The organism is Streptomyces sp. NPDC048484 (genome assembly GCF_040651415.1).
Classification (GTDB): domain Bacteria; phylum Actinomycetota; class Actinomycetes; order Streptomycetales; family Streptomycetaceae; genus Streptomyces.
In genome coordinates, this window is the sequence record NZ_JBEZJY010000014.1 from 93,048 (window position 1) to 118,590 (window position 25,543).

20 protein-coding genes and 1 pseudogene are annotated in these 25,543 nt (G+C 70.2%); 10 read left to right on the forward strand and 11 right to left on the reverse strand.

Annotated features, from left to right (window positions below; translation table 11 throughout):
• The first annotated feature begins 258 nt into the window (after window positions 1–258).
• A complete protein-coding gene (locus tag AB0D14_RS16315; protein WP_362779161.1) occupies window positions 259–1,440 on the forward strand; it encodes a cation:proton antiporter in 1,182 nt (393 codons plus the stop codon).
• Between the two features lie 105 nt (window positions 1,441–1,545).
• Here AB0D14_RS16315 and AB0D14_RS16320 read toward each other — a convergent pair whose 3' ends face one another.
• A complete protein-coding gene (locus AB0D14_RS16320; RefSeq protein WP_362779163.1) occupies window positions 1,546–2,727 on the reverse strand; it encodes a PP2C family protein-serine/threonine phosphatase in 1,182 nt (393 codons plus the stop codon).
• Between the two features lie 186 nt (window positions 2,728–2,913).
• Between AB0D14_RS16320 and AB0D14_RS16325 the strand changes: the two genes are divergently transcribed.
• Complete coding sequence (locus AB0D14_RS16325) at window positions 2,914–4,149, forward strand: GNAT family N-acetyltransferase (protein ID WP_362779165.1); 1,236 nt, start codon at window positions 2,914–2,916, stop codon at window positions 4,147–4,149.
• A gap of 26 nt (window positions 4,150–4,175) precedes the next feature.
• Here AB0D14_RS16325 and AB0D14_RS16330 read toward each other — a convergent pair whose 3' ends face one another.
• Window positions 4,176–4,985: a DNA-formamidopyrimidine glycosylase family protein gene (locus tag AB0D14_RS16330; RefSeq protein ID WP_362779167.1), complete on the reverse strand. Its 810-nt coding sequence runs from the start codon at window positions 4,983–4,985 to the stop codon at window positions 4,176–4,178.
• A 193-nt stretch (window positions 4,986–5,178) separates the two neighbouring features.
• Window positions 5,179–5,664: a ribose-5-phosphate isomerase gene (locus AB0D14_RS16335; protein WP_362779168.1), complete on the reverse strand. Its 486-nt coding sequence runs from the start codon at window positions 5,662–5,664 to the stop codon at window positions 5,179–5,181.
• A 319-nt stretch (window positions 5,665–5,983) separates the two neighbouring features.
• Here AB0D14_RS16335 and AB0D14_RS16340 point away from each other — a divergent pair, with 319 nt between their 5' ends.
• Window positions 5,984–7,480 carry an amino acid permease gene (locus AB0D14_RS16340; protein WP_362779170.1) on the forward strand — a complete coding sequence of 499 codons (1,497 nt, stop codon included), beginning with the start codon at window positions 5,984–5,986 and terminating at the stop codon, window positions 7,478–7,480.
• A 96-nt stretch (window positions 7,481–7,576) separates the two neighbouring features.
• Here AB0D14_RS16340 and AB0D14_RS16345 read toward each other — a convergent pair whose 3' ends face one another.
• Window positions 7,577–9,688, reverse strand: coding sequence for a serine/threonine-protein kinase (locus AB0D14_RS16345; RefSeq protein WP_362779171.1), 2,112 nt, complete (start codon window positions 9,686–9,688; stop codon window positions 7,577–7,579).
• Between the two features lie 150 nt (window positions 9,689–9,838).
• On the opposite strand from AB0D14_RS16345, the gene AB0D14_RS16350 reads away from it, so the two are divergent.
• Window positions 9,839–10,594, forward strand: a complete 756-nt coding sequence (locus AB0D14_RS16350) for a hypothetical protein (protein ID WP_362779173.1) — start codon at window positions 9,839–9,841, stop codon at window positions 10,592–10,594.
• 172 nt (window positions 10,595–10,766) lie between these two features.
• On the opposite strand, the gene AB0D14_RS16355 is transcribed toward AB0D14_RS16350, so the two are convergent.
• On the reverse strand, window positions 10,767–11,348 hold the full coding sequence (locus AB0D14_RS16355) for a biotin transporter BioY (RefSeq protein ID WP_362779175.1): 582 nt from the start codon (window positions 11,346–11,348) through the stop codon (window positions 10,767–10,769).
• Window positions 11,349–11,536: 188 nt separating this feature from the next.
• Here AB0D14_RS16355 and AB0D14_RS16360 point away from each other — a divergent pair.
• From AB0D14_RS16360 to AB0D14_RS16370, 3 genes and pseudogenes are all read left to right on the forward strand, one after another.
• Window positions 11,537–11,650: pseudogene (locus AB0D14_RS16360) on the forward strand (TauD/TfdA family dioxygenase); the annotation flags it as partial.
• Between the two features lie 177 nt (window positions 11,651–11,827).
• A complete protein-coding gene (locus AB0D14_RS16365) occupies window positions 11,828–13,213 on the forward strand; it encodes an amino acid permease (RefSeq protein ID WP_362779177.1) in 1,386 nt (461 codons plus the stop codon).
• A 408-nt stretch (window positions 13,214–13,621) separates the two neighbouring features.
• Window positions 13,622–13,852 (forward strand): hypothetical protein, encoded by a 231-nt coding sequence (locus AB0D14_RS16370; protein ID WP_362779180.1) that lies wholly within the window; start codon window positions 13,622–13,624, stop codon window positions 13,850–13,852.
• 25 nt (window positions 13,853–13,877) lie between these two features.
• Here the strand turns inward: AB0D14_RS16370 and AB0D14_RS16375 are convergent, their stop codons facing one another.
• Window positions 13,878–14,534, reverse strand: a complete 657-nt coding sequence (locus tag AB0D14_RS16375) for a DsbA family protein (protein WP_362779342.1) — start codon at window positions 14,532–14,534, stop codon at window positions 13,878–13,880.
• Window positions 14,535–14,753: 219 nt separating this feature from the next.
• Here AB0D14_RS16375 and pepN point away from each other — a divergent pair, with 219 nt between their 5' ends.
• Both pepN and AB0D14_RS16385 read left to right on the forward strand, forming a co-directional pair.
• Window positions 14,754–17,333 (forward strand): aminopeptidase N, encoded by a 2,580-nt coding sequence (gene pepN / locus AB0D14_RS16380; RefSeq protein ID WP_362779183.1) that lies wholly within the window; start codon window positions 14,754–14,756, stop codon window positions 17,331–17,333.
• Between the two features lie 344 nt (window positions 17,334–17,677).
• Window positions 17,678–18,724 carry a hypothetical protein gene (locus AB0D14_RS16385; protein WP_362779186.1) on the forward strand — a complete coding sequence of 349 codons (1,047 nt, stop codon included), beginning with the start codon at window positions 17,678–17,680 and terminating at the stop codon, window positions 18,722–18,724.
• A gap of 58 nt (window positions 18,725–18,782) precedes the next feature.
• Here the strand turns inward: AB0D14_RS16385 and AB0D14_RS16390 are convergent, their stop codons facing one another.
• The 5 genes from AB0D14_RS16390 to AB0D14_RS16410 all read right to left on the reverse strand — a co-directional run bounded on the left by AB0D14_RS16390 (window position 18,783) and on the right by AB0D14_RS16410 (window position 24,063).
• On the reverse strand, window positions 18,783–19,958 hold the full coding sequence (locus AB0D14_RS16390; protein ID WP_362779188.1) for a serine hydrolase domain-containing protein: 1,176 nt from the start codon (window positions 19,956–19,958) through the stop codon (window positions 18,783–18,785).
• 145 nt (window positions 19,959–20,103) lie between these two features.
• The gene (locus AB0D14_RS16395) at window positions 20,104–21,867 is read right to left on the reverse strand and encodes a TIGR03767 family metallophosphoesterase (RefSeq protein ID WP_362779190.1); all 1,764 of its coding nucleotides are present in this window, start codon (window positions 21,865–21,867) and stop codon (window positions 20,104–20,106) included.
• A 304-nt stretch (window positions 21,868–22,171) separates the two neighbouring features.
• On the reverse strand, window positions 22,172–22,651 hold the full coding sequence (locus AB0D14_RS16400; RefSeq protein WP_362779193.1) for an NUDIX hydrolase: 480 nt from the start codon (window positions 22,649–22,651) through the stop codon (window positions 22,172–22,174).
• 49 nt (window positions 22,652–22,700) lie between these two features.
• Window positions 22,701–23,555 (reverse strand): hypothetical protein, encoded by an 855-nt coding sequence (locus AB0D14_RS16405; protein WP_362779194.1) that lies wholly within the window; start codon window positions 23,553–23,555, stop codon window positions 22,701–22,703.
• Window position 23,556: 1 nt separating this feature from the next.
• Window positions 23,557–24,063, reverse strand: a complete 507-nt coding sequence (locus tag AB0D14_RS16410) for a sigma-70 family RNA polymerase sigma factor (protein ID WP_362779345.1) — start codon at window positions 24,061–24,063, stop codon at window positions 23,557–23,559.
• 262 nt (window positions 24,064–24,325) lie between these two features.
• Between AB0D14_RS16410 and AB0D14_RS16415 the strand changes: the two genes are divergently transcribed.
• Entirely contained in the window at window positions 24,326–25,366 is a 1,041-nt protein-coding gene (locus AB0D14_RS16415; RefSeq protein ID WP_362779196.1) for an aspartate-semialdehyde dehydrogenase, read from the forward strand.
• Window positions 25,367–25,543 lie beyond the last annotated feature (177 nt).

The window sequence follows — 25,543 nt, forward strand, 5'->3', positions numbered from 1 at the left end:
GCCGCTCGTCGCAGCGGTCGCTGCCGATGTCTCGAAGCTACGGATCCGGGACCACCCGGGCCATGAGGACGGCCGCCGGGCCCAGGTGGGGAAAACCCCACCCAACTGTCACTCCTTAATCATTTGGTAAACTAACTACTGACGCTTCCTTGACCCTCCCTTGACCTCCTTATATCGCTCGCAACACTCGCCCCGCTCACCGCCCCCACTCGACCAAGAAGGAACGGGCCCATCGGACACGCAGAGCTCCTGATCGCCATGGGCGGTGCCTTTCTGGCCGCCGCCGTTCTCGCCCGCGCGGGTGCCCGGATCGGGCTCCCCACCATCCCCCTCTTCATCCTGGCCGGGATACTGCTCGGCCCCCACACGCCCGGTTTCGTCCTCGTCTCGGACCCGCACGAGATGGAGATGCTCTCCGCGCTCGGCCTGGTGCTGCTGCTCTTCTACCTCGGCCTCGAGTTCCACATGGACGACCTCAAGGCGGGCGGGCGCCGCATGGCACTCTCCGGAGGGACCTATCTCGCCCTGAACGTCGGAGCGGGCCTGGGCTTCGGATTCGCCCTCGGCTGGGGTACATCCGAGGCGCTGGTGCTCGCCGGAGTGCTCGGCATCTCCTCGTCGGCGATCGTCACGAAGGTGCTGGTCGACACAGGACGGCTCGGCAACCCCGAGACCAAGCCGATCCTCGGCATCATCGTCGTGGAGGACATCTTCCTCGCCCTCTACCTGGCGGCCCTCCAACCGATCCTGTCCGGCGCCGACTCCCTCGGCGCGGCGGTCCTGGACGGTGGCAAGGCCTTCGCCTTCCTCCTGCTGCTGGCGCTCGCCGCCCGCTTCGGCACGCGGATCGTGGGACGCCTCTTCGACACCAAGGACGACGAACTGCTGGTCATCTCCTTCCTGGGCGCGGCCGTGTTCGTGGCGGGGGTCTCGGAGTGGTTCGGGGTCGCGGACGCGATCGGCGCGTTCATGGTCGGCCTGATGCTCGGCAGCACGACCTCCGGCGAGCGCATACGCAAGCTGGTCCACCCTCTTCGGGACGCCTTCGGCGCGATGTTCTTCTTCGCCTTCGGTCTCTCCATCGACCCGGGCGACCTCGCGACGGTCCTGTGGCCGGTCCTGGCGGCGGTGGCCGTGACGCTGGTCATGAACGTGCTCGCGGGGGTGGGTGCGGCCCGTATCTACGGCTTCGGGGCCGGGCCTGCCGCCAACATCTCCACCACACTTCTCGCTCGCGGCGAGTTCGCGCTCATCCTCGCCACGATGGCCGCGGCGGCGGGGCTCGACGAACGGCTGTCGCCCTTCATCGCGGGGTACGTGCTGGTGCTGGCCGTTCTGGGTCCGCTGGCGGCGGGGCGGTCGGAGTGGCTGGCCCGGGTGTTGCCTGGCGGGAAGGGGCGGGCGGACCCGCAGGTGCGGGAGCCGGCGCAGATCGGCTGACGGGGGCCTTCAGGGGCGCGGGGAACTGCGCGACCAGCCCCCACCGGCCCGCACCCGGCACCCGGTCAGGCAGCCGGCATCAGGCAGCTGGCACCCGAGTGGAACTCACAGCGTGGCGGGCCCGGTCGTGGCGCCCTCGCGGCAGATCAGCAGCAGCGCCCGGTCGTCGTTCACGTCCTTCGCGACCGCCTCGATCAGGTGCCAGGCCGCACCGTGGAAGCCGCCGGCCACATACCGGTCGGCCTCCCCGGTCAGCCGGTCTATGCCCTCGACGATGTCCCGGTCGGAGGTCTCCACCAGCCCGTCCGTGAACAGCATCAGAACGTCGCCGGGGCGCAGTGATCCCTTGACCGGGTCGAACTGCGCACCGTCGTACACCCCCAGCAGCGGTCCCTCCGCGGTCTTCTCCTCCCAGCGTCCGTTGCCCGCGCTGAGCTGGAGGCCCGGCGGATGTCCCGCGGTGAAGAGCTCGTAGTCCCCCGAGTCCAGGTCCAGCACGAGGTGGATCGACGTGGCGAACCCCTCGTCCCAGTCCTGCCGCAGCAGGTACCCGTTCGCGGCGGGCAGGAAGGCGTGCGGCGGCAGGGAGCCCAGCAGGCCCCCGAACGCGCCGGAGAGGAGCAGCGCTCGCGACCCCGCGTCCATCCCCTTGCCGGAGACGTCGGTGAGGACCACCTCAAGGGTGCGCCCGCCGTTCGTGCGGGCCGCGACAACGAAGTCACCGGAGAACGACTGGCCGCCGGCCGGCCGCAGCGCCATCTCCCGGTGCCAGCCCATCGGCAGCTTCGGCAGTTTGCTCTGCACCCGGATCCGCTCGCGCAGGTCGAACAGCATCGTGCCGCCGCGGCGCCACGGCACTCCGACCCGGCTGCGGAACTGGGCGATCAGCAGCCCGAAGAACCCGCACGCGGCCACGACCAGCACGATGCCCGGTGTCACCCGGGAAGCGCCCTCGGTGTAGGGGCCGAGTTTCACGGACTCCACGATCAGCGCGGTGGCGGCCGCGGCGTACAGTCCGAGCAGACTCGACGGCCGCAGCAGCAGCCCGCCCGCGACGATCGGCAGGACGAGCATCGCCGGCGAGCACCAGACCGAGTTCATGAGTGTGACGAAGGCGATCACGGGAATGGTCATCAGGAGACCCGCGAGCGCGACCCAGTCGGATCCGTCGCCGCGGAAGTAGTCGACGGCGGATCTGCGCAGCCCGGTGCGGACCCGGTGTACCTGCTTCTTCAACCGGGCCGTGAACGTATCGGCTTCCGCTCGCCGCTCTCGTCCTGCTGCCATTAGTTCGGGACCCTATCCATCGGACCAGGTGCTTGGCACGGGAGGTCCCACTTGTCCCCCGTCCGGGGACGGAAGTCACAGGGAAACCCGGTCCTCGCAGAGCGTACGGCCGGATGAGGACCTGCCGCCCCCGGGCTGGGAGAAATCCAGTCGCTGATCCCGGATTGCCCTGGTAGGCATGGGGACATGACGACAGACTTGCGCGTGCTGCGTCCGGCGGACTGGGACGAGTGGTACAGGAAACTGGAGCTGGCGTTCGGCGGGGTCCCGGAATCCCCCGAGGAGCGGGCTCTGTGGAGCGACCTCACGGAGCACGACCGTTCCATCGGGGTCTGGGACGGTGACGAGTGCGTGGGCACGGCCGGCGCCTTCACCTTCCGGGTCACGGTCCCGGGCGGCGCCGCCGTGCAGGCCGCGGGCGTCACGATGGTGAGCGTCGCCTCGACGCATCGCAGGCGCGGGGTGCTGACCTCGATGATGCGGCGCCAACTGGACGACGTACGGTCCTGGGGCGAGCCGCTCGCCGTGCTCACCGCATCGGAACCGGCCATCTACGGCCGCTTCGGCTACGGCATCGCGACCCAGCAGCTGCGCGCCGAGATCGACACGACCCGGGTGCGTCTTTCGGTGCCGGACGGCACGGACGACGTACGGCTGCGGCTGGTGAAACCGGACGCGCCGGACGTGCGCGACGCCTGCGAGGCGGTGTACGCGCGACAGGTGGCGACCCGGCCCGGGATGCTGGAGCGGCGGCCAGGCTGGGAGCGGCTGCCGCTGCTCGACCCGGAGAGCGACCGGAAGGGCGCGTCGCCGCTGCAGTGCGTGCTCGCGCGGCGGGGCGACGAAGTCGTGGGCTACGCGCGCTACTTCAACAAGCCGGACTGGGACGCGGCCGGGCCGAAGGGCACGGTCGAGCTGCGCGATCTGGAGGCGCTGGACCCGGCTGCGTACGCGGCGCTGTGGCGGCATCTCTTCGACATCGATCTGACGTCGACGGTGAAGACGTACAACAGGCCCCTGGACGACGCCTGGCAGCATCTCGTCTCCGACAACCGGCGGTGCGGCGTGGCACCGCGGGACTCGCTCCATGTGCGGCTCGTGGACGTCGGCGCGGCGCTTGAGGCGCGGACATATCAGGCACCGGTGGACGTGGTGCTCGATGTCGTGGACGCCTTCTGCCCCTGGAACGAGGGGCGTTGGCGGCTCACGGGCGACACGAAGGGGGCGTCCTGCGCGCGGACCGCCGACGCGGCCGATCTCAGTCTGTCCGTACGGGAGTTGGGGGCGGCCTATCTCGGTGGCGTGTCCCTCGCCTCGCTGGCCGCGGCGGGACGGGTGCGGGAGCTGCGCCAGGGCGCCCTCGCGGAGGCCTCGCTCGGCTTCGCCTCCGTCGTGGCTCCCTGGCTGCCGCACGGCTTCTGAGGCGGCCGGGGATGTGACACAGGCTCTCAGGCCTTCTGGCAGGTGGGGCACCAGAAGAGGTTGCGGGCGGCGAGAGCGGCGGTGCGGATCTCGCCGCCACAGATGTGGCAGGGCAGGTCGGCCCTGCGGTACACGTAGACCTCGCCGCCGTGGTCGTCCTTGCGCGGCGGGCGGCCCATCGCGTCCGGTTCGTGCTCCGGGCGGACCGTGTCGATGCGGTTGTTGCGGACCCCTTCGCGCATGAGCACCACCAGGTCCGCCCACATCGCGTCCCACTCGGACGGCGTGATGTCCCTGCCAGGCCGGTACGGATCGATGCCGTGACGGAAGAGGACCTCCGCGCGGTAGACGTTTCCCACGCCCGCGATGACCTTCTGGTCCATCAGGAGGGCGGCGATCGTCGTACGGCTGCGGGAGACGCGCGCGTACGCGCGGGCCGGCTCGGCGTCCCGGCGCAGCGGGTCGGGGCCCAGGCGGTCGTGTACCGCCTGCTTCTCCGCGTCCGCGATCAGGGTGCAGGTGGTGGGGCCGCGGAGATCCACGTACGCGGTGTCGTTCATGAGCCTGAGGCGGACCGTGTCGGTGGGCGGGGGCGCGGGGACACCCCCGAAGTTCACCTTGCCGAAGAGGCCGAGGTGGATGTGGGTCCAGTCCTCCGTCCCGAAGCGGAGGAAGAGGTGCTTTCCGTGGGCTTCCGCCGTGGTGAGCGGCGTGCCGTCCAGAAGGGCCGCGGCGTCGGCGAACTTGCCCTGCGGGCTGGTGACGCGTGCCCTGCGGCCACCGAAGGCGGCGAGGTAGTCCTCGGCCAGCCGGTGAATGGTGTGCCCCTCGGGCACGCGGACCTCCTGGTCGACAGCGTTCGGCCCGTCCGGCGGTCGCGGACCGGGCGTTCGGGGGGGGGCGGACGTGCCGGGGGCCCGGACGTGCCGGGGGGCCGGACGTGCCGGGGGGGGCCGGACGTGCCGGGGGGGGCCGGACGTGCCGGGGGGGGCCGGACGTTTGGGGACCGACCCCCGGGCAAGTGAGTCCTCAGCCCTGCGGGTGGTGCGGCGGGATCGCCGGAAGGGCGCCCGTCGTCTCGTACGCCGACAGCATGTCGATCCGGCGGATGTGGCGCTCGTCGCCGGAGAACGGCGTGTTGAGGAAGGTCTCGACGAACTTCGTCGCCTCTTCCTCCGAGTGCATCCGCGCCCCGACGGCGACGACGTTGGCGTCGTTGTGCTGTCGCCCGAGCGCGGCGGTCTCCGCGCTCCACGCGAGAGCGGCCCGCACCCCCTCGACCTTGTTCGCGGCGATCTGCTCACCGTTCCCGGACCCGCCGATCACGACACCCAGGGCCTCGGGGTCGGCCGCCGCACGCTCCGCGGCACGCAGGCAGAACGGCGGGTAGTCGTCCAGGGCGTCATAGATGAGCGGCCCGCAGTCGACGGGCTCGTGCCCCGAGGACTTGAGCCACTCGACGAGGTGGTTCTTGAGTTCGAAACCGGCATGGTCGGAGCCGAGGTACACGCGCATGGTCCGAGTGTGACACGGCTGTTTCGGATCGGCCCCGTCGGGGCAGGCGCACGAAATGCCGCGAGGGGGCTGCCGGAAAAGTGTGAGTAACACTACGGAAGCTCATGGAAAGCTCAAGTAACAATCTGGATTCAAAGGTTCAAGAATCCATTCGCCTGGGATTCACTGGACCGGCTCGCCACACCTCATATCCACCACCCGTACACCGCTCGTACGGGAATCCCCGGGTGGACCGTGGCGATCAGCAGCCCCCACACAGTCCCCTCTCCCCATTCGCCCCACCTCCCCCCACAGTCCCCGGCGCAAAGGAACACCGCCCATGACTTCGCAGCCGACCCTGACGAAGGCCGGTAACGGCCCCGAAGGTCCTGGAAAACCCGGCGACGGCCTTCAGGCCGGGCTCAAGAACCGTCACCTGTCGATGATCGCGATCGGCGGAGTCATCGGCGCCGGCCTGTTCGTCGGTTCCAGTTCCGGTATCGCCACCGCGGGCCCCGGCATTCTGCTGTCGTACGCCCTCGTCGGAACGATGGTCGTCCTCGTGATGCGGATGCTCGGCGAGATGTCCGCCGCCAATCCGACCTCGGGCTCGTTCTCCGCGCATGCCGACCGGGCGCTCGGCCGGTGGGCGGGCTTCTCGATCGGCTGGCTGTACTGGTTCTTCTGGGTCGTCGTGCTCGCGATCGAGGCCACGGCGGGCGCGGTGATCCTGGAGAGCTGGGTCCCGGCCGTGCCGCAGTGGGGCTGGGCGCTCATCGTCATGTTCGTACTGACCGCGACGAACCTGGTCTCCGTGGGCTCGTACGGGGAGTTCGAGTTCTGGTTCGCCGGGATCAAGGTCGTCGCGATCGGCGTCTTCATCGTCATCGGCGGGCTCGCGGTCTTCGGCGCACTCCCGGGTGCCGACACCGACAGCGCCGGCCTCGGGAACCTCACGGCCCACGGCGGCTTCCTGCCGAACGGGCCCGGCTCGATCCTCACCGGCATCCTGCTCGTCGTCTTCTCCTTCATGGGCAGCGAGATCGCCACCCTCGCGGCCGGCGAGTCGGAGAACCCGCAGCGCGCCATCACCAAGTCCACCAACAGCGTCATCTGGCGCATCGGCGTCTTCTACCTCGGCTCGATCTTCGTCGTCGTCACGCTTCTTCCCTGGGACTCCGCAGCCATCCAGAAGGACGGCTCGTACGTCGCCGCCCTGAACTCGCTCGGCATCCCGAACGCCGGTGAGATCATGAAGTTCATCGTGCTGACGTCCGTCCTGTCCTGTCTCAACTCCGGCCTCTACACGGCCTCCCGTATGGCGTTCTCGCTCGGTCAGCGCGGTGACGCACCGAAGGCCTTCGCCCGCACCACGAGCCGTGGCGTCCCGATGACCGCGATCCTCGCTTCGGTCGCCTTCGGCTTCGTCGCGGTGTTCTTCAACTACGAGTTCCCCGACTCGGTCTTCCTCTTCCTGGTCAGCTCCTCCGGCGCGGTCGCCCTCTTCGTGTGGCTCGTCATCTGTCTCTCGCAACTGCGCATGCGGAAGATCATCGAGCGCGAGTCGCCGGAGAAGCTGGTCGTGCGGATGTGGCTGTATCCGTATCTGACGTACGCGACGATCGCGGTGATCGTCTTCGTACTCGGCTACATGCTCACCGACACCGAGCACGACGGCCGCAAGACGGTCCTGCTGTCGCTCCTGGTGGCGGCCGTCGTGGTGGGCATCGCGCTGGTGCTGGAGAAGGTGCGCCGCGGGAAGGAACGACTCCCGGAGGGCGTGGCGGCGTCGGACACATCTGACGCGCCGGACGCCCCGGACGCCAAGCAGGTCTGACACCTGTCCGTATCACCACTCCACCGCTCCACCGCTGTCCCGTACGACGCCTTCGCGGTCCTGGTCCTGATTCCGCGGAGGCGTCGTCGTGTGCGGTCACAGGGGAGTGAAGCTGTTCCGGATGTTGTCGTAGACGCGGCGCGCCCGGTCCTCTATGTCCGGGCGGTACCAGGTGGTGAGCTCATAGGACTTGCCGCCGGTGTCGAAGCCGAGCAGGCGGGCGTGCCAGGGCAGTCCCTTGGCCGTGACCGTGTACTCCCAGACGACCGCGGGGTTCCCGCGGAACGTGGTCTCCTCCAGACGGATCCGCTGGTAGTCCAGGCCCTTGCTGGTGCTCTTCTCCGTCTTCTCCCACTGGTCCATCAGGTTGCCGCGGGCCGGGGACGCGTTGGCCAGGATCTCCTGCTTACGGTCGGGTGAGGTGTAGTGGACCTCGGCGCCGCTCTGCGCCACGCGGTCCCAGCCGTCGGGCGGCACCCAGGCGTACATACCGGCCTCCGTGCGGGAGCCCGCCGGGCGCGCGGTACCCGCGACGGTGGGGGGCGCGCTGCTCCCGCCGGAGGCGGAAGAGGACGGGGAGGCCTTGTCCTTGCCGCCGGGCGACCCACCGAGCATCGGGATGAGCAGACCGGCGAGGGCTCCGGCGACGACCACGCCCACGGCGGCCACGAGGCCTTTACGGCCACGAGTCCAGCTCTCGGTGCGGCGCGGGCCGACCGGCCCGGCGGGGCCGGCGGGGCCGAGCGGTTCGCCGGTCGGCACCGGGGTGACCCGGGGACGCCTGGGCGGTTCAACGCTGCCTTCGGGTGGCGGGGGCAGCGAGGACGGCGGGCTCGGCGGGCTCGACGAGTCGGGTGATTCCGTCGGCCCCGGTATGGCTGATTCCGGTACTGATGCTTCCGGTACTGATGCTTCTGGTGCCGTTGATTCCAACGGCTCCGGTGCCTGCGTCCGCTCCAGCCTGATTCCCGGTGCGCGGAACGGGTGCGCGGGCGTCGCGCCCGCGGAGGGGAGCTCGGGGGTGCCTTCGAGCGGGGCTTCGGAGGATGTGTTCTCGACGCCGGGGGCGGGGCCGGGTGTCTCCGGTGCCGGGGGCGGTTCGGGGGCTGGGGGCTCCGGCTCGGCGGGCGTTGCCACTTCAACGGGTACGGCGTCCTGTGCGACGGGGACGGCGTCCTGCACCGGCTCCGTAACGAGTGCCGGTGCGGGCGTCAGCATGGGCGTCGCCTCCGGCGGGGTCTCCCCCTCGCCGAAGCCGAAGCCGGGGCCGGAGCCGGAGTTGAGGCCAGGGCCTGAGCCGGGGCCATGACCGGGGTCAGGGCCAGCGCCGGGGGCAGCGACAGCCGGCGCCGCCGTCCCCGTGCTGCCGTCCGCCGCCGGGGCGAGGAGCGAGACCAGTTCCTCCAGCCCGGGGCGTTCCGCCGGATCCTTCTTCAGCAGGGCGGTGAGCGCTTCCCGCAACGCCCCCGCCGCCGCCGGCGGGATCTCGGGCTCCTCGTACAGCACGGCGTGCAGGGTCGCGAGGGTCGTCGCCCGGGAGAAAGGGGAACGGCCACCCAGTGCCGCGCAGAGGGTGGCACCCAGGGACCAGAGGTCGGACGGCGGACCCTGCGGACGGCCGGAGATCCGCTCGGGTGCCATGTAGTCGGGGGAACCGACCAGCATGCCGACCATGGTCAGGGCTTCCGCGTCCTGGATGGCGGCGATGCCGAAGTCGGTCAGCACGACCCGGCCGGCGCGCCGCTCGACCAGGACGTTGCCCGGCTTGATGTCCCGGTGCAGAACGCCGCCCGCGTGCACCTGGCCGAGCGCCGCCACGAGTGCGAGTCCGATCCTGGCCGCGTCACGCGGACTCAGCGGCCCGTCCTCCGCCACGACCCGTTCGAGGGAGCGCCCGTCGACCAGTTCCATCACGATCCACAGGCGCTCGCCCTCGTCCACGACGTCGTACACGCGCACCACGCTGGGATGGTCGATCCGGGCGGTGGCCCTGGCCTCGCGCAGGGTCCGTTCGCGGCGGGTGCCGGCGTCCTCCTGGTCCACACCGTCTATGCGCATTTCCTTGACGGCGACCTGTCGGTCGAGTGTTTCGTCGGCGGCTCGCCACACCCGCCCCATTCCTCCTTGGCCAATACTCTCGACCAGTCGGTATCGACCTGTCACCAGCAACCCCGGAATACCGCCCCTCGTTATTCCCGGCACCCCCATGCCCCCCTTCAACACGTGCCCCAGAAGAACCGCAAAGAAGCACAATGTCCACAACTTTGCACCGCACCAGCATAGTCCGGAGAAATCTTGTGGTACCTCTTCAAGTACTGCGAATTCAGGCGCAGACACGGGGATACAAGGGGGACGAACATGGGTTCTCGTCGCACGACGATCGCCACGGGGTCGCTGCTCACTGCATCTTTCTCGGCGGTGATGATCTTTTCCTTCTCCGCCGGGGCGGACGATCCGGGACCGATGAGCGGCAAGGGAGGGAAGGTCATTGACGAAGCGCCCGCAGGCGTAAAGCTGACGACCTCACTTCCCGAGAAGATCAACGTCGACAACAGTTCGCAGGAAACGGCGATCACCGCCACGGTAAAGAACAGCGGAACGAAGGAGAGCGGCAAAATTCGACTGCTCGTGGTCGGATTCGATGGTCTCTCGGTCAAGAGCGTCGAGGGATGCTCGGAAATCGCCGAGAAGGATCTCCCCGAGGGGTCGAACAGCGGCTACGCCTGCGCCATCGACAATCTGGCCGCCGGAAAGTCGAAATCGTACGCCGCGGACGCGACATACGATCTGAAGAAGGCGGGCAAGATCTGCCTGCCCGTCCAGGACACCGACGGCAAGAAGACGTTCTGGCAGCAGGGCCCGGTTCCGTTCGGTGCGAACAACCCCGCGCCGAACGCCCCCGCGACGCCTCTCCTGCTCGGCACCGACAACAGCCCGGTCACCCCGGGTGGTGACAAGGCCGGCGACAAGACCGGGGGCGAGGATCTGCCCAGGACCGGGCCGGCCGACCAGGTTCTGCCGCTGGGCGCGGTGGGCGCCGCACTCATCTCCGCGGGAGCGGTGGGTCTGTGGTGGACACAGCGGCGACCCGGGCTCGGGGGGAGCGAGTCGTAGGTCCCGTCCGTCCTCAGGCCCGCACGGAGACGCCCCTCGCAGGTCGAGGTGGGGTGGGGCGGCGCGGAACCGGTGCAGGGCCTGTATGACCCGCGGACGCACAAAAGGCTCGCCGGGCTGAAGTCGCCGTACGACCCGGCGAGCCTCTTCCGCAGGAACTACAACCTGGCCGTCAGCCCTCGCGCTTGACGAACTTCCAGGCCGTGGGGAGCACGCCCATCGCCAGCACGGCCTTGACGGCGTCGCCGATGAGGAACGGGGTGAGGCCCGCCGCCACGGCCTGGGCCGCCGTCATGTCGGCGACGACAGCCAGGTACGGGACACCGACCGCGTAGATGATCGCCTCGCCCAGCAGCATCGCGCCCGCCATGCGGACGACCGAGCGGTCGGCGCCACGGCGGGCGAGCGTGCCCACGACGGTCGCCGCGAGCAGCATGCCGAGGATGTAGCCGAACGACGCGGTGGCGCCGGAGGTTCCTTCGGAGAACCACGGCATACCGGCCAGGCCGAGCACTGCGTACAGGGCGAGGGAGGAGAGGCCGCGGCCGGCGCCGAGCGCGGTGCCGACGAGCAGGGCGGCGAAGGTCTGGCCGGTCACCGGCACCGGGGAGCCCGGTACGGGCACCGCGATCTGGGCGGCGAGGCCGGTGAGCGCGGCGCCGCCCGCCACGAGTGCGATGTCCCTGACGCGGGAGGCGGGGAGGAGGTCGGCGAGGACCTGGCGCGGGCGGGCGGGGGCGACGGCGGTGGTCATGGGGGCTCCGGCGGGGATGAGGGCGGCGGGACGCTTTGACGCTATCCCAGGCCGGTTGGGTCGATCACCGTCAGCGGTCGACAAAGGGGGGAAGCGGGGGTTGGTGCACCTCTGACAAAGGGTGCCGTGCACACCCGTGGGGCCGTGATGCTGGTCACTGAGGTGGGATGGGTTTCCCGACGGCTGCGCTGCCGCGCCGTCTGAACCGGGTGACGGTCGCCGGTGGCGTGCCGGTCGGCATCGAGGGCAAGGAGAGCTACTCGATCACGGGCGACGCCTCGCACTACACCTCGGTCGCGTAGTCAGGAACGTGTAGTCGGAACCGTGTTGTCGGGACCGCGTTGTCGGGACCGTGTAGTCGGGGTTTCACCCTGGGTGCCGGGCGTGTCCGCATACTGGACGGCCTCTTCGTGTGAGCGTGGGGGCCGCCCAGACTGTGGGCGTTTTTGCCCAGTCGCACGTAAGGGACCACCCCACTCATGTCCCGTACCACTCAAGACATCGCTCCCGGCACCGACGCCTCGCTCTCGCACGGTCTCAAGCAGCGCCATCTGTCGATGATCGCCCTCGGCGGGGTGATCGGCGCGGGCCTGTTCGTCGGCTCAGGGGCGGGGATCGCCGCCGCCGGCCCGTCCATCGTCGTCGCGTACGCCGTCTCCGGTCTCCTCGTCATGCTGGTGATGCGGATGCTGGGCGAGATGTCGGCCGCGTATCCGTCGTCGGGTTCCTTCTCCGCGCACGCCGAGCGGGCCATCGGGCCGTGGGCGGGGTTCACCGCGGGCTGGTCGTTCTGGGTGCTGCTGTGCACGGCCGTCGGCCTGGAGGGGATCGGCGCCGCGAAGATCATGACCGGTTGGCTGCCCGGAACGCCGGAGTGGGCGTGGGTGGCCCTGTTCATGGTCGCCTTCTGCGCCGCGAACCTCGCCGCCGTGAAGAACTTCGGCGAGTTCGAGTTCTGGTTCGCCGCACTGAAGGTGGGCGCCATCGCCCTGTTCCTGATTCTCGGCGTGCTGGCGATCGCCGGAGTGCTGCCGGGCTCGGACGCCCCCGGCCTCACCAACCTCACCGGTGACGGCGGCTTCCTGCCGAACGGCGGCGAAGGGCTGGTCATCGGCCTGCTGGCCTCGGTCTTCGCGTACGGCGGCCTGGAGACGGTGACGATCGCCGCGGCCGAGTCCGAGGACCCGGTCCGGGGAGTCGCGAGCGCCGTACGCACGGCGATGTGGCGCATCGCGCTCTTCTACATCGGCTCGATGGCCGTCATCGTGACGCTCGTCCCGTGGGACTCGCAGGCCGTCGTCGAGAACGGCCCCTACGTCGCCACCCTCGACCACCTCGGCATCCCGGGCGCGGGATCGCTCATGAACGTCGTCGTCCTCGTCGCGCTGCTGAGCGCGATGAACGCCAATGTGTACGGGGCCTCGCGCATCGCGTACTCGCTGGTGGAGCGGGGCCAGGGGCCGCGGGCGCTCGGCCGGGTGTCCGGCGGGGTGCCGCGCGTCGCCGTGCTGGCCTCCTCCGTGTTCGGCTTCGGCTGTGTGCTGCTCAGCTACTGGCGGCCCGACGACGTCTTCCCCTGGCTGCTGAACATGATCGGGGCGGTGATCCTGGTCGTCTGGATCTTCATCGCGGTCTCGCAGCTGCGGCTGCGGCGCGGGCTGGAACGGGAGGCTCCGCAGAAGCTGGTCGTACGGATGTGGGCGTACCCGGCGCTCACCTGGGTGGCGCTGGCGGGCATGCTGGCGATCTTCGTACTGATGGCGAGGGAGCCGGACACGCGGGTGCAGCTGTACGCGACAGGTGGGTTGACGCTGCTCCTGGCGGCGGTCGGATACGCCCGGCAGAGGGCGCGTGCCAGGAGCTGACGGGAGCTCAGGCCGCTGATCACCGGCCATGGAAGGGCCCTCGCGCGGAGGACGGTTCGCGCGAGGGCCCTTCTGCGCGCTCGAGCACGCCGCTTCACTCTCTTGCTATTAGAATGCATTTGCAAGACACTCGCAATAAGGGTCCGGAGGCTGGCCGAAGGGCACCCGCGGAGCGCCTTCAGCACCCCCGCAGAACACCCGAAGCGTCCTGCCTCGTGACCGTCTTCTCACCTTTCACGCAGGCAGGCGGATGAACGGAAGACCCCCCGCGAGGACATGACTCGCGGGGGTTTTCCCCATCCCCGGGGTCCACCGATCGTCCCCGGGGTCCACCGATCGGCGGACGGCAGGTTCAACCGAGGCCTTCCGGTACTTCCGGTACGGGGGACTCCGGGTGATGGTTACGGGATGCCGAGGACATTTCGCTGCTACACCTGCGGCACCTATGAGCCGCACCGCCAGCCGAAGGACGACCGGGAACGGAACGTGATCCGGAAACTCGCCGACAAACAGAAGGACAACGCGTTCGTCGACGACTACTGGATCTGCGTCACCGGCGACCGCGACTGCCGCAACATCCGGTACGCGTACGTCGACAAACCGTTCGACCCTCCCCGGAAGATGCCCGAGCCCGAGTGAGTCCCCGCAACCTCACAGGACTGCCTCACAGGTTGCTGAAGTCCGGGCCCTTCGTGCGCGTGCGCTTCAGTTCGTAGAAGCCCGGCACCGAGGCGACGAGGAGCGTGCCGTCCCACAGCCTGGCGGCGTCCTCGCCCTTGGGTGCCGGGGTGACGACCGGGCCGAAGATCGCGATCTGTTCGCCGTCGGCGCCGGGGACAGCGATGACAGGCGTGCCGACATCCTGGCCGACCTTGTCGATGCCCTCCTTGTGGGAGGCACGCAACTCGGCTTCGAACTCGAAGTCCGTCTGGTCCGCGTAGTCGATCAGGTCCGCGGGGAGGCCCACCTCGTCGAGCGCGCCGGCGATCGCTTCCATCGTCGCGCCCTGGCCCTCGTTGTGGAAACGGTTGCCGAGCGCGGTGTAGAGCGGGCCGAGGACCTCGGCGCCGTGCTTCTGCCAGGCCGCGGTCACCACGCGGACCGGCTGCCACGCCGTGCTGGACATCGACTTGCGGTAGTCCTCGGGGAGCTCGTCCAGCCTCGGCTCGTTCAGTACCGCGAGGCTCATGATGTGCCAGCGGACCTCGATGTCCCGGACCTTCTCCACCTCCAGGACCCATCGCGAGGTCATCCACGCCCAAGGGCACAGCGGGTCGAACCAGAAGTCGACGGGGGTCTTGGCGGAGGTCTGCTCGGACAGGGGATCGGACAGAGGCTCGGGCATGGTTCTCCTTCGTGGGGGCGTAGCCGGCGTCTTCGGCGTCAGGAGTCCTGAGTGCTGCTTCCAGACTCAACAGTGCTGCTTCCAGACTCAACGAGATCGGTCGTCCGTGCCATTCCCGGGTGTCCCGTGTCAGAGGCGCATGACAGGATCCTTCCTGTTCACGCATACCCATGACGCCACGAAGGAGTGCCGCCCGTGCCCGGTGAGAATCTGTCCCGCGACGAGGCCCGCCAGCGGGCCGCACTGCTGTCCGTCGAGGCGTACGAGGTGTCCCTGGACCTGCGCTCCGCGGTCGGCGGGACGGACGCCGAGCCGCGCACCTTCCGGTCGGTGACGACCATCCGGTTCCGCAGCGCCGAGCCGGGCGCCACGAGCTTCGCCGACCTGATCGCGCCGAGCGTCACGGCCCTCTCACTGAACGGCAGGGACCTCGACCCGGGCGCGGTCTTCGACGGCTCCCGCATCCTCCTGGAGGACCTGGCCGAGGACAACGAACTGGTGGTCGACGCCCAGTGCGCCTACAGCCGCACCGGTGAGGGCATGCACCGCTTCGTCGACCCGGAGGACGGCGAGGTCTATCTCTACACGCAGTACGAGCCGGCCGACTCCCGCCGCGTCTTCGCGAACTTCGAACAGCCCGACCTCAAGGCACCCTTCCGCTTCGAGGTGCGGGCCCCCGAGGGCTGGGTCGTGTGGAGCAACGGCGTCGGTGAACTCTCCGACGGTCTCTGGACGTTCGCCGAGACCAAGCCGATCTCCACGTACATCACGGCTGTCGTCGCCGGCCCCTACCACTATGTGACCGACTCGTACGAGCGTGTCCTGGACGACGGCAGCCGGCTGGAGATCCCCCTCGGCGCGCTGTGCCGCAAGGGCCTCGCCAGGCACTTCGACGCCGACGACGTCTTCCTGGTCACCAAGCAGGGCCTCGACTTCTTCCACGACCACTTCGACTACCCGTACCCGTTCGGGAAGTACGACCAGGCGTTCGTGCCGGAGTACAACCTCGGCGCGATGGAGAACCCGGGCTGTGTGACGTTCCGCGAGGAGTTCATCTTCCGCGGCAACGTGACCCAGGCGTCGTACGAGCGCCGGGCGAACGTGATCCTGCACGAGATGGCCCACATGTGGTTCGGCGACCTGGTGACCATGGTGTGGTGGGACGACCTGTGGCTCAAGGAGTCCTTCGCGGACTTCATGGGCGCGCTCTCGCTGGTCGAGGCGACCCGCTTCACGAACGGCTGGATCACCTTCGCCAACAACCGCAAGGCCTGGGCGTACCGCGCCGACCAGCTGCCCTCCACGCACCCGGTCACCGCCGACATCCGCGACCTGGAGGACGCCAAGCTCAACTTCGACGGGATCACGTACGCCAAGGGGGCCTCGGTCCTCAAGCAGTTGGTGGCGTACACGGGCCGGGACGCCTTCCTGGAGGGCGCCCGCCGCTACTTCAAGCGCCACGCGTACGGGAACACGCGCCTCGGTGACCTGCTGTCGGCGCTGGAGGAGACGAGCGGGCGCGACATGGCGACCTGGTCGCGGTCCTGGCTGCAGACTGCCGGCGTCAACTCCCTGACGCCTCAGGTGATTCTCGACGCGGAGGGCCGTGTCACCGAGTTGTCGGTCCTGCAGGAGGCCGCCGAGTCGCATCCCGAGCTGCGCCCGCACCGGGTGGCGGTGGGCCTCTACCGGCGGGAGGGCGCGGACGGTTCGCTCGTGCGGTACGCGCGCGCCGAGGTGGACGTCGACGGTCCGCGCACGGTCGTCGGCGAACTGGCCGGCGCGGACGCCCCCGAGCTGGTCCTCGTCAACGACGACGACCTCACGTACTGCAAGATCCGCTTCGACGAGGGTTCGCTGGACACGCTGCGGGCCCACCTCGGCGACATCACCGACCCTCTCGCCCGCGCCCTGTGCTGGTCGGCGCTGTGGAACCTGACCCGCGACGCGCTCATGCCCGCCCGGGACTTCGTCGACCTGGTGCTGCGCTTCGCGGGCCGCGAGTCGGACATCGGCGTGCTCCAGACGCTGCACGCGTGGGCGAACTCCGCGCTCACCTTCTACGTGGCGCCCGAGAGGCGGGACACCGTCGGGCGGCTGCTCGCCGAGGGCGCACTGCGTGAGCTGCGGCTCGCCGGGCCCGGCAGCCAGCACCAGCTGACGTGGGCGCGCTTCTTCGCGGCGGTCGCGTCGAGCGAGGCCGATCTCCAGCTACTGCGGGGCCTGTTGGAGGGCACCGCGAAGATCGACGGGTTGGAGGTAGACCAGGAGCTGCGCTGGGCGTTCCTCGGACCGCTCGCCGCACACGGGGTCGCGGACGAGGGTGTGCTCGCCGCCGAACTGGCCCGGGACGACACCGCGTCCGGCAAGCGGCATCAGGTGCGGTGCCTGGCGTCACGGCCCTCCGCGGCGGTCAAGGCGCAGGCGTGGGCGGTGGTGGTCGAGTCGGACTCGCTGTCCAACGCGTTGGCCGAGGCGACGATCTCCGGGTTCGCACAGGGGTCGCACCGGGAACTGGCCGCTCCGTACGCCTCGAAGTACTTCGAGGTGATCGAGCGGGTCTGGGAGGAGCGGTCCATCCAGATCGGGATGGATGTGGTGCGGGGGCTGTTCCCGGCGCTGCAGGATTCGCCGGGGACGCTTGCGGCGGCCGATGCGTGGCTTGCCTCCCGTCGGGAGGCTGCGCCTGCGCTTCGGCGGTTGGTTCTTGAGGCTCGAGATGATCTGGCGCGGGCCCTGCGGGGGCAGGCGTGTGATGTGGGTGCCGGCGTGTGAGTTGCCGGGTGAACCTGGTGGTGAACTGTCGGGGCGCTGCGGGTGAGTTGCGGGTGAGTCGTCGAGCGCGGGTGCGCTGTGGCTGGTCGCGCAGTTCCCCGCGCCCCTGAAAGATTGCGCCGTTCCCCGCGTCCCCGCACTCGAAAGGGGGGCGGCGCTGGGGGTGTTGACGGCGGGGGCGTGCGCAACAGTTACGGAATTCGGGTCATCGGTGCCGTGACCCCCGTACGGACCAGGGGTTTTCGGCAGTCGAACGCTTGCACTTTAGGGCGGGCTTGTCCGGGTCTGTCGACGGACGTGTAACAGCGGTTAGGACGGAGGCCGGGCGCGGCAGATTCGAGGTCATGAACCACAACACCCCGCTCTCCCCCCGGCCTCTCCGCCACCTGTCCGACGTCCAGCAGCGTGTCCTGACCGCCGCGCAACTGCGGTCGCGCGGCATGAGCACCGCCGACATCAACGCGCAGTGCCGGCCGGGCGGGTCCTGGCAGCAGCTCCTGCCGGGGGTCTTCCTGCTCCGCCCGGGCCCCGCCACCGGCGAGGAGCGGCTGCACGCGATCCTCCTGTACGCGGCCCGCTCCCCCGCCGCCGAGCCCACCGTCCCCGCCCAGCCCGGCGCCGGCACGGCGCACGCCCCGCAGCGGTACGCCGACGTGATGATCACCGGTCTCGCGGCGCTCGCCCTGCACCGCTTCTCGTCCGCTCCCCCGCTGCTGTCCCTGGACCGCATCGACGTCCTCGTCCCACGGCTGCGCCGACTGCGCTCGACGGGCTGCGTCCGGATCGTCCGGACGCCGGGCATGCCGGAGCCGGAGCAGATCACCGGTATCCCGGTGGCGCCCGTCCCCCGCGCGCTGGCCGACGCGGTGGCCGACCTCACGGACGCGGGAGTCGTACGCCGGCTGCTCACCGAGGCGGTACGCGGCGGCCACTGCGAACCGTCCGCGGTCGTGAGGGAGTTGACCCGGGCCCGGCTGCTGAGCCGTCCGCATGTGGTGGACGCGGTCGACTCCCTGCTCGCCGAGGGCCGAGCCATCGCCGAGGACCGGCTCTACCGCATGGTCTCCGAGCACGGCCTGCCCGACCCGGTCTGGAACGTGGACCTCCAGTTGCCCGGCGGCCAACACCTCGGCGGCCTCGACGCGTACTGGCCCGACCACGCCGTCGCCGTCGAACTCGACACCCGGGCCCCGCGTCACGACGACGACGCGATGTGGTCCGAATACGCCCGCAAGCGCGAACACCTGGAACGTCTCGGCATCATCGTCGTGCACGTCACGCCCAAGAAGCTGCGCGACGCGGCGGAGCAACAGGCGACTGTCGTACGCACGGCTCTGATGGCGTCGGGGGACCGTGATCCGGCCGCGTACGTCGTGGTGCTGCCCCGGTAGCCGGTAGAGACGGACACCGGGCGGGCCCGGGGCCCGGGGCGGGGTCAGGGGCGGGGCGCTACTTCGGCTTCGCGCAGAACTCCGCCTCGACCACCGCGTCGCTGTTCCCCGACCAGTCGCCGTTGAAGTTGAAGGCGAGCGAGTGACGGCCGTCCGCGGTCGTGACGGCCTCGGAGGTGGAGCCGTGGATGCCGCCGCCATGACCCCAGACGACGACACCACAGCTCAGCTTGCGTTCGATGAGGCCGAGTCCGTAACCGGCGTTCGGGATCTGGTCGACCTTGACGGTGGCCTTCATCTCGGTGAGTTGCTTCCCCGGCAGGAGCCTGCCCCGCAGCAGCGCCGAGTAGAAGCGGTTGAGGTCGCCCGAGTCGGAGATCATCTCGCCCGCCGCTGAGGCCAGGGAGGGGTTGAGCTCCGTGACGTCATAGGTCGGGCCGGTGGCCGATTCGGCGAGTTTTCCGTACGCCCGGCTGCTGGGCCCCGGCACCTTCGGGTACGTACCCGGGACGAACGTGGAGCCCAGTCCGAGCGGTTCGATGATGCGCTGCCGGATCTCGTCCCCGTACGCGTGGCCGGTGGCCTTCTCGATCACCATTCCGGCCAGGACGTAGTTGGTGTTGGAGTAGTTCCACGAGGTGCCGGGCACGAAGTCCGGCTTGTGGGCCATCGCGATCTTCACGAGCGCCTCGGGCGACAGCTCGTCGAAGCGGTGCTCGAAGAAGCCGTCCTTCAGGAAGTAGGTCCGGACGAAGTCGTCGTCCGCCGTGTAGTCGAAGATGCCGCTCGTGTGGTTGAGGAGCTGTCGCAGGGTGATCCTGCGGCCGTCGTGGCCGTTGCCGCTGACCACACTCGGCAGCCACTGGTCCACTGTGTCGTCGAGCGACAGCTCTCCCTCCGCCTCCAGTTGGAGCAGGACCGTCGACACGAACGACTTGGTGATGCTGCCGACGCGGTAGCGGTCTTGTGCGGAGCGGGGCTGCTGCTTCGTCCTGAGGTCGCCCACGCCCGAAGTGGCCTTCCAGGTGCCGTACTTGTCCTTGACCTGGGCGGTCACGCCGGGGACTCCGTCCTTGACGGCCGCGTCCATCGCCAGCCGGGTCGGACCGTGGTGTCTCGCCGGTGCGGAGGAGTCGGCCAGGGCCGCCGGAGCGGTGAGAGAGGCCGCGACGAGTGCGGCTACCCCCGTGAGGCCGAGGCGGCCCAGGCGCAGGCGCAGGGTACGGGGTGACATGTCAGGTGCCTTCCGTCGTGGGTGACTCGTGGGTGACTCGTGGGTGAGCCATGCGTGAGTCATACGTGAACTGACGGGAGGGACTCTGCTGGTGGGCGTACGGGTTGCCTCGGCCCGGGACGGTTGAGCCGGTTCCGGCCCCCTTTCAGCTCTTCTTCAGCACCAGCTCCGTGTTGCGGTCGTTCGCGTCGCCGCCGAGGTCCGTGCGGGCGCCCGGGGCGTTGAAGGAGAGTTCCCGGTACAGGGCTGCCAGGCCCGTCTGGGAGAGGTCCGCGAAGTCCGTGGCGTGCGGGGCGGCAGACTCGATGAGCGTGGTGAACAGGGAGACCGTGCCGTCGTGGTTGTCGACGACCTCGATCACCCGGGCGAGCTGCGGGAAGTCGACGTGCGAGGCGGTGGAGACCTCCCAGAAGGAACGGCCGTCCGGGGCGGAGTGCGGGGTGATGTCGTTCTTGTGGCTGTGGCCGTTCACCCAGGCCAGCACCGGGCGGTGCGCGCCGAGCACGGACAGCAGCTCGTCGCCGCCGTGCCGCCGCTCCCCCGGGTGGGCCGGGTCCTCGCGGAGGTTGCGCATCGTCTTGCTGGTGTGGTGGCTGAAGACGATGACGTGTTCCTTGTTCTTCTCGGCCGCCTTCAGCGTGCGCTCCAGCCACCGCAGTTGGCCGGCGCCGACCGAACCCTCGTAGTGGCCGCCCGGGTCGGTGGTGTCGAGGCTGACACCGAGCAGGTCGTCCGCGATCCGGAAGGTGTAGTACTGGGTCTTCGCGGCGAGGTTGGCCTGCGAGTAGCCGTGTCCGACGGGGCCCGTGCCGGTGTGCGCCGGGTCGAGGTGGGCCTGGAGGTACTCGCTGGGTGTGAAGGGGGCGCGGCCCTCGTCCGGGGTGACCGAACGCATTCTGCGGGCCTGGGACTTGAGCATCGCCTTGAAGTCGGCGCCCTTGGGGTCGCCGCCCTTCTTGACGTTCTTCCAGAAGCCGGTGCCGACCGACGCGTCGAGCGTCATCAGCTTCCTGCCGCCGACCGCGAACTCGGCGAAGAAGGAGTCGCCGGGCGCGTAGCAGCCGCCGGGCAGGGAGTCGTGGTTGCCGACCGTGGAGTACCACGGCAGGTTGAGGCCGGGGCTGCGCAGTTCGCGGATCGCGGCGGCGAGGAAGCCGTCGACGCGCGGGAAGCCGAGCTGCTTGTCGGCGTCGCGCAGCGCGGCGTCCGGCTGCCAGTACAGCTTGAGGTCGCTGTTCTGGACGCCCTCGTAGCGGGCCGGGTCACCGGAGTTGGGAGTGATGCGGCCGCCGCTCATCACCTTCAGGAACCAGTCCAGCTCCGTCTTGGCGTTGTTGTCGGTGTTGTCGCCGGTGGTCATCACGAAGTGCAGCGGGGAGCCGGTGACAGGGGCTCCGCGCAGCGCGTTGACCCGCTCGACGAGCGAGACCGCGCCGGCCACCGACAGGGACTCCTGGGGGCGCCAGGCGCTGGCGGTCTGGGCGCGCAGGTACTCGTACCGCAGCGGGTGCTGTACGTCGACCAGGTGCAGGTCGGTGAACTGCACGAACGCGGCGAGCGCGGTGCGCCGCTCGGCCCGGCCCGCCTTGGGGGCGGCCAGGTCGCCGCGCACGACGCGCGGCCAGGCGGGCCCGTCGCCGAGCCGCCTGAACCCGGAGCCCGGCCGCGCGGTCGCGATGGTCGAGAGGGTGGTGCCCCGGGTGTACGGGGCCAGGGGCGCGGCGGGCGCTCTGCGGGAGACGGCCACGGGCTGATGGTGGGCGGTGTTGGCGGCGGTTTCGGTGGCGGCCTCGCTGGTACCCGGCCGCAGCGCGAAGCCGATGCCCGCGGAGAGGGACACCGCCCCGGTGGCGGCAAGGAAGGCGCGGCGGTCACGAGCGGCGGTGGCGACAGAGCGTATGCGCGACATGGCGCGGTCTCCCCGGGTGCGAACGCGTCAGCAGTGGTCGCGGGCGGTTCGCTCACACGAACTTCCCGCTCATACTTGATGGTTGGCACCGGGGGTGACCTGCGCGTTAACTGGACGGCAACGGGCAGCGCCGATCACCGTACGTGGATCTTGGACCACCCTCCGCGTCCACCGAGCCCTCTCCGAACCGAGGCGGCCCGGTCACTCCACGTTCACCTGCCTGGGTAGGGGCAGGCACTGTCGGCTGTCGCGACGCCGCGGAGATCCATCAGTGGCCTCCTGGTTCCGGCGTCAGTTCCCCGCGTCAGTTACCGGCGTCCGCGGGGTGCTCCGGGATGCCCGTCACGCGCCCGGTCCCGGGCCGCTCCCGCCACAGTGCGAGCCCGACGTCGACGAGTCCCACGCGGTCCAGCGAGGACACCTCGTCCAGGGGGTGCCAGGCCGCCATGTCGGTGGAGCCGTCGGTCTCGTACCGCAGTTCGCCGCCGGTGACGTGGGCCTCGTAGACGATCCGCAGACCATGGAAGCCGACGGGGGCGCCGAGGCGGCGCGGGTGGGTCCGCCGCATCGAGTCGACGCCGAGCAGGGCGACCGGCTCGACCGTGTAGCCGGTCTCCTCCTCGACCTCCCGGACGACGGTGTCGTACGGGTCCTCGCCGTGGTCCATGCCGCCGCCGGGCAGCGTCCAGCGCTTGCCGCCGTCCCGCGCCACCCAGCGCGCGAGGAGCATCTGCCCGTCCCGCACGCACACGGCGTAGGCCGCCACCCGCAGCTCCTTGTGCATGGGCAGACGGTACGACAAGGACACCCACGCGTCTCTGCTTCCGTTCTGCTCAGCCCCGGCCCTCGTTCGGGCCCGCGCACTTCATGCCGCGTGCTCCCGGGAGGGCCTTGAGGATCTCCTTGCGGGCGTCGCCGACACCCCAGCCCGTCTCCCAGTCCTGGCGGTCCTGCGCGTACACCGGCACCCGTACCAGGGTGTACGTGCCGACCTTCAGGTCGTCGCGCGCGCTCTCCAGCAGCGTCACGGTGATCGTCGGGTGGTCCGTCACCGACTGCTCGGGCCGGTAGTAGCGCTTCGCCTCGAGTACGACGCGTACGTTCCCCTCGCCCACGGGTGTGATGCTCAGCACGGTCCCCTCGACGAGGACCTTCGCGCAGGCGAGGTGCATCTCCGGTGAGTAGTCGTGAACGCCGCCGTCCTGCTGTTTCGCCGCCGACGCGTCGTTGGAGCCGGAGCCGCCGCCCCCCTCCACGCCGAGCCACACGAGCCCGCCGAGCAGCGCCGTGCCCGCCGCGATCGCGAGGGCGCCCACGGCCGCTCCCGCGTAACGCCGGTACCGGCGCGACTGCCGGGTTCTGGCCTCCCTCGGCGGCCTGAGCGGGGCGGGCGCCCGGGCCGGCACGCGTACCGGCCCGGTCTTCTTCTCGGCCGCCCGCTCCCCGGCTGCCCGCTCCCCCGGCGGCGGCTCCCCCGGCGGCGGCTCCTCCCCGATCAGGGTGTCGCCCATGATCCGCAGCTGTTCCCTGAGCAGGGCCACGTCCGCGACCGCCGACCGGTGCTCCGCCATGAACCGCGCGTCGTCCCGGGCTCCTTCGGGGAGGGGTTCGTCCGTGATCGCGGCCAGCAGCGCGTCGATCCCCTCGTACTCGGCTTCTCCGTACTCGGCGCCTTCGTACTCGGGCATGTCACACCACCTCGTCCTCGTGCAGGCGGGCGCGCAGCGCCCGGACCGCCGTGTGCAGCCTGCTCTTGACGGTGCCCTCCGGGATGCCGAGCTCCTCGGCGATCCCGCGGACGGGCAGATCGGCGTAGAAGCGCAGCACGAGGATCTGCCGCTGGGCGTCGGGCAGCTCGTCCAGGCCCTGGGCCACGGCGAGCGACAGCACCTTGGTGTCCTCGCCCGAGTCGCCCACGGCGTGCTCCGCGGGCCTCAGCGAGGCCAGGCGTTCACCGATCCGCTCCTGCCGGCGTCTGGCCCGGTGCCAGTCCATGGCCAGGTTCGAGGCGACGACAGCAGCCCACGCCGACACGTCACGGGGTGCCTCGGCCCCGCTCGCCTCCCGTTCCAGAAGCCGCAGACGGACCTGCTGTACCCCGTCCGGCAGGTCCGTCTGCGGCACCCCGCCGAGTGCGAGCACCGCACGCACCCGGCGCTCCTGGACCGCGTCCAGGGGGTCGTCGGCCGCGTCCAGGAAGCCGGGGAGCGTTCCCCCGACCGTCTCCCCGCCCCCCTGGACGCGGCGGGCTTTTCTGCGCAGCACAGCCAGCTCTCCCCTCGCCGCGTTTCCTCTAGGACGCCGGTGGCGCGAGAAACGTTCGCCCGACCTCGACAGAGGCGTATGTCACACCGGTACACGAAAGCGAGAGGATCCGGGCAAAGGATTGGACACGTGGGCCGGGGTGAGACGCATGATGGAAACGATGGCCAGTAACGAACAGGCAAAAGGAGTCGCTGTGAAGGTAGGAATCGTCGGAGCCACCGGTCAGGTCGGCACGGTCATGCTGAGGATCCTCGCCGAGCGTGCCAACAGGAATGGATACAGCCCGGTGGAGACGCTGCGTCTGTTCGCCTCGGCCCGTTCGGCCGGTTCGACGATCGACTACAAGGGCGACGCGGTCACGGTGGAGGACGCGTCCACCGCCGACTACTCCGGCCTCGACATCGTGCTGTTCTCCGCGGGCGGCGCCACCTCCAGGGCCCTCGCCGAGAAGGTCGCCGCCCAGGGCCCGGTCGTGATCGACAACTCCTCCGCCTGGCGCCGGGACCCCGAGGTCCCGCTGGTCGTCTCGGAGGTCAACCCGCACGCCGTGGCGGACCGGCCCAAGGGGATCATCGCCAACCCGAACTGCACGACGATGGCCGCGATGCCCGTGCTGAAGCCCCTCCACCAGGAGGCGGGCCTGGAAGCCCTCGTCGTCGCCACCTACCAGGCCGTCTCCGGCTCCGGTCTCGCCGGTGTCGCCGAGCTGCACGGCCAGGCGCAGAAGGTCGTCGCGGACGCGGACAAGCTGACCCACGACGGTTCGGCGGTCGACTTCCCCGAGCCGGGCGTCTACCAGCGGCCCATCGCCTTCAACGTCCTGCCGCTGGCCGGCTCCATCGTCGACGACGGCTCGTACGAGACCGACGAGGAGCAGAAGCTCCGCCACGAGTCCCGCAAGATCCTGGAGATCCCGGGCCTCAAGGTCTCCGGCACCTGTGTCCGCGTCCCGGTCTTCTCCGGCCACTCGCTCCAGATCAACGCCCGTTTCGCGCGGCCGCTGAGCGTGGAGCGCGCCACCGAGCTGCTGGGAGGCGCCCCCGGGGTCGCCCTCTCGGAGATCCCGACCCCTCTCCAGGCCGCCGGCCAGGACCCGTCCTTCGTCGGCCGTATCCGCGCCGACGAGACGGTGGAGCACGGCCTCGCCCTCTTCGTCTCGAACGACAACCTCCGCAAGGGCGCGGCGCTGAACGCGGTCCAGATCGCGGAGCTGGTGGCGGCGGAGCTCAGCTGACCGCTGCCGCGGCTGAACAGGGCCGGGACTTGCTGAGGCCGACCGGGTGCAGCCCCGGTCGGCCTCAGCTCGTTCCGGCGGCCCGGCGGCCATGCGGCGCCCGCCATGGACGGGTCCCGCCATGGACGTCCCGCCGTGGACGGATGCCGCCGTGGACGGGTGCCGGCCGGCGGGGGC

Coding starts and splice junctions, on each gene's coding strand:
- AB0D14_RS16320 (WP_362779163.1), bottom strand. CDS start 2,727: ATGGCAGCAGGACGAGAGCGGCGAGCGGAAGCCGATACGTTCACGGCC.
- AB0D14_RS16385 (WP_362779186.1), top strand. CDS start 17,678: ATGAACCACAACACCCCGCTCTCCCCCCGGCCTCTCCGCCACCTGTCC.
- AB0D14_RS16355 (WP_362779175.1), bottom strand. CDS start 11,348: ATGACCACCGCCGTCGCCCCCGCCCGCCCGCGCCAGGTCCTCGCCGAC.
- AB0D14_RS16365 (WP_362779177.1), top strand. CDS start 11,828: ATGTCCCGTACCACTCAAGACATCGCTCCCGGCACCGACGCCTCGCTC.
- AB0D14_RS16335 (WP_362779168.1), bottom strand. CDS start 5,664: ATGCGCGTGTACCTCGGCTCCGACCATGCCGGTTTCGAACTCAAGAAC.
- AB0D14_RS16315 (WP_362779161.1), top strand. CDS start 259: ATGGGCGGTGCCTTTCTGGCCGCCGCCGTTCTCGCCCGCGCGGGTGCC.
- AB0D14_RS16345 (WP_362779171.1), bottom strand. CDS start 9,688: ATGGGGGTGCCGGGAATAACGAGGGGCGGTATTCCGGGGTTGCTGGTG.
- AB0D14_RS16390 (WP_362779188.1), bottom strand. CDS start 19,958: ATGTCACCCCGTACCCTGCGCCTGCGCCTGGGCCGCCTCGGCCTCACG.
- AB0D14_RS16325 (WP_362779165.1), top strand. CDS start 2,914: ATGACGACAGACTTGCGCGTGCTGCGTCCGGCGGACTGGGACGAGTGG.
- AB0D14_RS16350 (WP_362779173.1), top strand. CDS start 9,839: ATGGGTTCTCGTCGCACGACGATCGCCACGGGGTCGCTGCTCACTGCA.
- AB0D14_RS16400 (WP_362779193.1), bottom strand. CDS start 22,651: ATGCACAAGGAGCTGCGGGTGGCGGCCTACGCCGTGTGCGTGCGGGAC.
- AB0D14_RS16370 (WP_362779180.1), top strand. CDS start 13,622: ATGCCGAGGACATTTCGCTGCTACACCTGCGGCACCTATGAGCCGCAC.
- AB0D14_RS16340 (WP_362779170.1), top strand. CDS start 5,984: ATGACTTCGCAGCCGACCCTGACGAAGGCCGGTAACGGCCCCGAAGGT.
- AB0D14_RS16395 (WP_362779190.1), bottom strand. CDS start 21,867: ATGTCGCGCATACGCTCTGTCGCCACCGCCGCTCGTGACCGCCGCGCC.
- AB0D14_RS16405 (WP_362779194.1), bottom strand. CDS start 23,555: ATGCCCGAGTACGAAGGCGCCGAGTACGGAGAAGCCGAGTACGAGGGG.